Genomic DNA, 6,414 nt, shown 5'->3' on the forward strand with positions numbered 1-6,414 from the left:
AAAATCAGCCGATGCTACCCGTCATCTATTCCGAAGATTTTTTGCTGCACAAGACTGGAATGCTTCACCCAGAGCGACCAGAACGTTTGACGGCGATCGTCAAGGCTCTGAAAGCTGCTCCCTGGGCCGATCGCATTGAGTGGCAACTGCCGACGCCAGTGGCGCAGCGCGAACTAGAACTGTTGTCAGCAATCAAAAAAGTTCACGCGCCAAGATACATCAAAGAAGTCGAACATTTGGCTAATCGTGGAGGCGGCTACCTCGACGGTGACACGCCGATTTCTGCTGAAAGTTACGACGTAGCGCTGCTGGCGGTGAGTGCTTGGCTCGATGGGGTCGATCGAGTTTTAGCAACCAACGAACCAGCTTTTACGATCGCCAGGCCGCCGGGACACCACGCCGAAAACAGCCGTGCGATGGGATTTTGCTTGTTTTCCAACGCTGCGATCGCAGCTCGCTATGCCTTGGAACAGCCGGGAATCAACCGCGTCGCCATCCTAGACTGGGACGTGCACCACGGCAACGGCACTCAATCTTTGGTGGAAAACAGCAGGCAAATTGCCTACTGTTCCCTGCACCAATCTCCCTGCTATCCGGGAACCGGAGATGCTGACGAGCAAGGCGCCTACAACAACGTGCTGAATATTCCCCTGTATCCGGGTGGCGGCATAGCTGAATACCTGAGCGCCTTTGAATCTCTTGTCGTGCCGTTTTTGTCAAATTTTGAACCGGATTTGTTGATTGTCAGCGCCGGTTACGACGCAATAGCCTCGGATCCGCTGGCTAGCATGAATCTGGCGCCGTCAGATTTCGGTACTTTCACGGGATATTGCCTGCAAATCACCCGCCGCATCGCCTTCGGTTTGGAGGGGGGCTACGCGCTGCAAGAGTTGGCCGAGTCGGTTGTAGCGACTATTGACCGGTGCCTCAATTAGCTGCAAAATTGGCAGACGGGATGATGAGGGGATTGATGTCATGTCCGGTCAATTGACCGCAATAAGTAAGGAACGCACGTGTGGACTTTAGTCCGCAGAAATTGATGCGGACTAAAGTCCACACTACGAACAGTCGATCGGCTTTCTTCCCTCGAACCTCTCCCCTCTGCCTTCTGCCCTCGATCAACTGTCAACTGTCAACTGTCAACATTTGTGACAAGCATCACGAATTTAAAAGATCCGAGTCACTGAGCGTCTAAGTCTCAGTCACAAATTTTTAGCCTATAAATCACACCGTGTCAATGTTTTCGATCGCAGGAATCGGCGATCGGACAGAGCATAATAGGACTACGATCAGCCTGTAATATTTTAATATCTCTCAATCAACTAGGAGGTTTATCATGTCCGTTTCCCAAATGACACTCGAAGAATTATTTGGTCAGGTCATGTTCTCTAGTGTCGTGACTCGCCACGACCGGAGACAGCTAAGATCCGCACTCTTAGAAAGAACCCTGAATGAAGATGAGTATGCCATCATCAACCGACTGCTGTACAATGTGCGTCGCGGTTGGGTGAAAATTGTCGATTAAAGACCCAGCACCCAACCCCCGAGCGAGAAAGAAGTTCATAGCCTTTTCAATTTTCGCTTAAAGAATTGGTAATGACTGATGATTATCGGGGTATAGAACATGGGCCTAAAGTTACATTCTTTTGCAAACTGGATAAAATTAGAACTTGCCACTTAGGGAAGTTTTCCGTGTTTTTAAGCGACAGTTTAATGTTTGGAGATCGGTGTTAATGATTCTAATTGCGATCGACATCCGCCTAGAAGTAGAGATAATTATAAAATAACAGGTTTCGGGTGCATCTCTACTTGTTTAAAAAATATGAGTTTTGAGTTGCTAACTTCCAAGTTAGAATTAACTCAAAACTCATACTTGTTTGGAGGTAATAGAAGAAGGAAGTTCGGCAACGGATTTTGTAAGGGATGTAACGGATAAACTGTTAGTCATTTAAATTTATGGTTTGAACCCTTTACAGCATGAGGTCTGAGCCACAAATAGTGCACTTTGAATGTCGAACAGCTTATCAGTAAGAGGGTAGAAGGTAGAGTGGAGATGGAATCGAACCTAATGTTTTTAGTAGTAATTAAGAACATCTTAACCATCCAAGGCGGTTGCTAGAAAAGTTGATATTTGAGACTAGAAAAGACTGAGGGTGCTGGGGGTTGGGAACCGCGATCGAGTTGAAAAGTTTTAAACCGCGATCGAAAATCAAAACAATCAGCAGTTTCGCGTTGAGTCGGAATGTGCGATCGCCACCAGCACAGGAAGTCGGAACGTGCGATCGCCCATTCCGGCAAATTAAGCCCAGAAGTGTCAAAATATTAACAACCAGTTCATCCTTAAAATATATGGCTCCCGCCGTTTTAATTGAAAATCTTCAGAAACGCTACGGCACTGTAGAAGCCGTTAAAGATGTTTCCTTCAAGGTAGAACCGGGGGAAATATTTGGTTTGCTAGGCCCCAACGGTGCAGGCAAAACCACAACCCTGCGGGTACTTTGTACATTGAGTGCGCCAGATAGCGGACGGATTGAAGTGTCAGGCATTTCAGCAGTCAGCCAGCCGAGAATGGCCAGACAGAAACTCGGCTACGTCGCCCAAGAAGTCGCTCTCGATAAGGTGCTCACGGGGCGCGAACTTTTGCAATTGCAAGCGGCGCTTTACCATTTGCCGCGCAAGACTATTAAAGGGCGGATTGACGAAATGGTGAAACTCCTCGGTTTGGAGGAGTGGGAAAATAAAAAAACGGGCACCTATTCCGGGGGTATCCGCAAGCGCCTCGACTTAGCTGCTGGATTGCTGCACCAGCCGGATGTTTTGGTGTTGGATGAACCGACTGTCGGGCTCGATATTGAAAGTCGGGTGGTGGTGTGGGATTTCCTGCGGCGCTTGCGGGATGAGGGTACGACGGTTTTGATTACGAGTCACTATCTCGAAGAAGTGGATGCTTTAGCCGATCGCGTGGCGATTATTGACAAGGGTACGGTGATTGCACAGGGGACGCCGGAGGAGTTGAAAAATCGGGTTGGGGGCGATCGGGTGACTTTGCGGATTCGGGAGTTTTCGCCGATCGAAGAAGCCGAAAAAGCCCAAGCTTTAATGGAATCTCTGCCTTTCGTGCAAGAAGTAATTATCAACACCGCCCAAGGAAATTCTCTGAATTTAGTCGTCACACCGCAAAGCGACGCCCTTGTCACCATTCAGCAAGCTTTGAAAGATGCGGGACTTCCTACTTTTGGGATTGCTCAATCTCGGCCGAGTTTGGATGACGTGTATTTGGCTGCGACTGGTAAGACGCTGTTGGATGCGGAGTTGGCGGCGTCTAGCAACCGCGATTTGAAGGCTGAACAAAAGGCTTCGATGCGATCGTAATTTGAGGGAAGAAGGAAGAGAAAGCCTTCTTCTCTTTTTTAGATCGTTGGGCGGTTGGAAACCGCGTCTACACAAACGAAGTCTGCCTTCGCAGGCTAAGAGATAAACGAAGATATTTAAGAAATTAGGAGACGGCAGTGCCGTGTCCCTACAATGTTATTTTGGGGTAGGGATACGGCATTGCCGTCTCCTCTATCATTCCGGTGCAACCAGATTTGATATCATACATCTAACACTTGCTCTGCTGTCAGCGCTAATTCTGGGAAAGTTCGGGATATAATTCGCTCAGTTCCTCGGTAAGCAGTCATTTGATAAACCCCATTTTCATCAAGTAGGTAAACAAAAACAGTCGGTTCTTTCGGATTTCCCAAATAATTCCGACTTCCCAGAGCTAAATAATCAACAATCCAATATTCAGAAATTCCCAGCCGCTGATATTCATCCAGCTTGTCGATATAATCATCTTCCCAATTTGTCGAGACAACTTCTACAACTAATTGCAGCGGTTCAGTTAGTGCTGAGTAAGCGAAAGGCTTCGACTCCCAAAGAGTTTTGTCTACTACAGTAACGTCAGGATGGCGGCCTTGTTCTTTACCATTTGGGGTTAAGGTTCTCAACACAACTCTACCAGATACCCAGTAGTTAAGCTTGAGTCTTTTTACCTCGTCTTTGAAAGCGTCTGAAAGAAATTCAGCCAGAGTTTCGTGCAGTCTGATTGGTAATATTCTCACAATTTCTCCATTGACAAGTTCATAGCGGCCGTCTTCGTCGGGAAGTTGTTTGATAAATTGCTCAAAACTGAGCATCTGCTTAGGTTGGGTACGAATTGCGGTCATGGTTTTCTCTCATTTAGCTATATTTTTAAGACTATCCAGCAACTATTTTAACATACTGTTTTAACACAGGTGGCATCGTGAAAACGGTTTCAGCTTCACAGGTCAAATTTTCAATTATTCCGCGTCTTGTTAAAGAATGTATTGCTTTAAATGATTCGGCTGGCGAGCCTTGACATTTTGCCATCAATTCGGTAAGCGAGAGAGGTTCGATCTCGTTGCTGATTTGAGCGATCGCCTGTTTCTAAAATAATCAGACAGTGGCGAGCGCTCTTGGGGTTTGGGATTATAAAATTTACTAACCTGCGTCAGATTGTGTTATTATTTGAATGCTCAAGCCTCTCACAGCTAGTCAAGCATCTTCAAACATAAAAACTTAACAAAGACAATTTATGAGTTTAACATCAATCTTGTCAGATCGAAATAATCAAGAACTTAGAGACAAATTCAAGACAGAATTTTTAACACCATCTTTTAAGTTAAAGGCGGAACTTAAGGCACCGCCATTGACAACTAATTATGGAATTATTGGAACAGCTTTTGACTATTTACTTCGCTTTTATTTACAATACCACAATAAAGACACTTGTATTCAAAGAAACTTTTGGGTAGCAGATAGTTCATTTAAAATGCTATGTTTACATTTAAATTCAACAGGAGAAGTAGTGACCGGCTTTCGTGGTGACAAACTATTCAAAAAACAAGACCTTTTAGCAATAATTACCGATCAATATGAACAGACAAAAATTAATTATAATAATTATGTTGACAACGGACAGATAACTGATGAATTAATTTGTAATACAATTTTTCTTGCAAAACTAGATGTGCTTTATAGAGCAGGTTTTATCGACGAAAATCTAGACAATTATAATCATGAAGATATCAAAGACCTAAAATCACTCATTTCACTTGTTGACCATAAAAACTTCCAAGCAAAAGACAAATGCTATTTGAATCCAACGTTTGGCGCAGGCTCATCCTTAGTTGGTAATGCAGACGCGGATCTGATTATTGACAATACTCTAATTGACATAAAAGTAACTAAAAATCTTAAACTAGACAGAAATTATATTAACCAAGTTTTAGGGTATTACATTTTATCACTTATTGGTGGTGTAAATAGTAATCCAAATGACAGGCCCATTGAAAACATCGGAATATATTTTGCCAGACACGGAGAATTGTTGACTATTCCTATTGTTCAATTTGGCGATCAACAAAAATTTGAAAATTTTAAAGAATGGTTTATTTGTTATCTTTATGCCCCGAGAGTAAAGTTATTAGATATAGTGCCAATGGAAGAAGAAACACAAAAAGAAGACAAGAAGACGAAATCAAATGTAAAGAAAACAACTTCCACTAAAAAAACATCAACTGAAAGCAAAAAAACTAAGACCGTGACCAAATCAAAACGAGCGATCACAAAAAAAGAGGACAACAGCGAAAAAGAAAGTAAGTAAAAGTTTGCCAAATTAAAACAAGCCGTATCCCTGGGAGACAGAGAGTTAGTAGTCAATTAAGTCTCCTGTCTGTAATTCTTGCCATTCTCTATCTTCCTGGTAATGACTTAACATCACCTCAGCCTGTTCTGCTAAAATGCGCCGTCTCTCTTCAATGGGCAATTTCATAAACTCGCGACGGCTGGGGTATTGAGCAATAGAAGGTATTTCTAGAACTTGAGTATCAGACTGTATTTGTGTCTGAAACTGATACAGTGGTTCTAATAGCTGTGACTCTCTTTCAGAATTTTCTTCGCGACGCACTTCCCGGACAACTTCACAAATTTCTTCGATTGTCATCGGATTTGGATCTGGTGGTAATGAATCTATACGTCGCCGCCATTCCTCCCAGTCACAACCTGCTTTCATCTTCTGAAAAACAATGCTATCTTTTGTAACTGTAACTGTATATCTATTTCCTGGCTTTAGTTGACTTTCAACCTCAGCCGGAATCTCCAGCTTACCGTCAGGACTCACAGCAACAGTAATATTAAATTTCCGAATGTATTCTCGCAGGTGTTCGACAACTCTATCTTGCAGAGTTTCTGGCAGAGATTCAATCATTTTAACCAAAGTTGCGATGTATCCGCTCAATAATTCGGGGTAGGAGAGAAAAAAGTAAGCAGAGTAAAAAAAGTGTTATAAAATAGGATACATGACGCCAAAGACTATTTCACAAGACAAATCATCCTACAATATACTACTGC

The 6,414-nt window shown here is 43.5% G+C and carries 6 protein-coding genes; 4 read left to right on the forward strand and 2 right to left on the reverse strand.

The genetic code is table 11. From position 1 onward, the window contains the following. Positions 1-11 precede the first annotated feature (11 nt). The 3 genes from QZ938_RS20875 (at position 12) to QZ938_RS20885 (ending at position 3,372) form a co-directional block, all read left to right on the forward strand. The gene (locus tag QZ938_RS20875; protein WP_293147286.1) at positions 12-935 is read left to right on the forward strand and encodes a histone deacetylase; all 924 of its coding nucleotides are present in this window, start codon (positions 12-14) and stop codon (positions 933-935) included. Between the two features lie 401 nt (positions 936-1,336). After that, a complete protein-coding gene (locus tag QZ938_RS20880) occupies positions 1,337-1,525 on the forward strand; it encodes a hypothetical protein (RefSeq protein WP_015175516.1) in 189 nt (62 codons plus the stop codon). An 824-nt stretch (positions 1,526-2,349) separates the two neighbouring features. Beyond that, complete coding sequence (locus QZ938_RS20885; protein ID WP_293354080.1) at positions 2,350-3,372, forward strand: ATP-binding cassette domain-containing protein; 1,023 nt, start codon at positions 2,350-2,352, stop codon at positions 3,370-3,372. 221 nt (positions 3,373-3,593) lie between these two features. Here the strand turns inward: QZ938_RS20885 and QZ938_RS20890 are convergent, their stop codons facing one another. Further along, positions 3,594-4,208 (reverse strand): Uma2 family endonuclease, encoded by a 615-nt coding sequence (locus QZ938_RS20890; protein ID WP_293354048.1) that lies wholly within the window; start codon positions 4,206-4,208, stop codon positions 3,594-3,596. A 389-nt stretch (positions 4,209-4,597) separates the two neighbouring features. On the opposite strand from QZ938_RS20890, the gene QZ938_RS20895 reads away from it, so the two are divergent. Next, on the forward strand, positions 4,598-5,668 hold the full coding sequence (locus QZ938_RS20895) for a hypothetical protein (RefSeq protein ID WP_293354046.1): 1,071 nt from the start codon (positions 4,598-4,600) through the stop codon (positions 5,666-5,668). A gap of 45 nt (positions 5,669-5,713) precedes the next feature. Here QZ938_RS20895 and QZ938_RS20900 read toward each other — a convergent pair whose 3' ends face one another. Beyond that, entirely contained in the window at positions 5,714-6,271 is a 558-nt protein-coding gene (locus tag QZ938_RS20900; RefSeq protein ID WP_293354044.1) for a hypothetical protein, read from the reverse strand. Positions 6,272-6,414 lie beyond the last annotated feature (143 nt).

This window comes from Microcoleus sp. CAWBG27 (assembly GCF_020883145.1).
Taxonomy (GTDB): Bacteria; Cyanobacteriota; Cyanobacteriia; order Cyanobacteriales; family Microcoleaceae; genus Microcoleus.

Bases quoted from the DNA above. Each gene is read 5' to 3' on its own strand.
- QZ938_RS20875 (WP_293147286.1), top strand. From the start codon at position 12: ATGCTACCCGTCATCTATTCCGAAGATTTTTTGCTGCACAAGACTGGA.
- QZ938_RS20880 (WP_015175516.1), top strand. From the start codon at position 1,337: ATGTCCGTTTCCCAAATGACACTCGAAGAATTATTTGGTCAGGTCATG.
- QZ938_RS20885 (WP_293354080.1), top strand. From the start codon at position 2,350: ATGGCTCCCGCCGTTTTAATTGAAAATCTTCAGAAACGCTACGGCACT.
- QZ938_RS20890 (WP_293354048.1), bottom strand. From the start codon at position 4,208: ATGACCGCAATTCGTACCCAACCTAAGCAGATGCTCAGTTTTGAGCAA.
- QZ938_RS20895 (WP_293354046.1), top strand. From the start codon at position 4,598: ATGAGTTTAACATCAATCTTGTCAGATCGAAATAATCAAGAACTTAGA.
- QZ938_RS20900 (WP_293354044.1), bottom strand. From the start codon at position 6,271: ATGATTGAATCTCTGCCAGAAACTCTGCAAGATAGAGTTGTCGAACAC.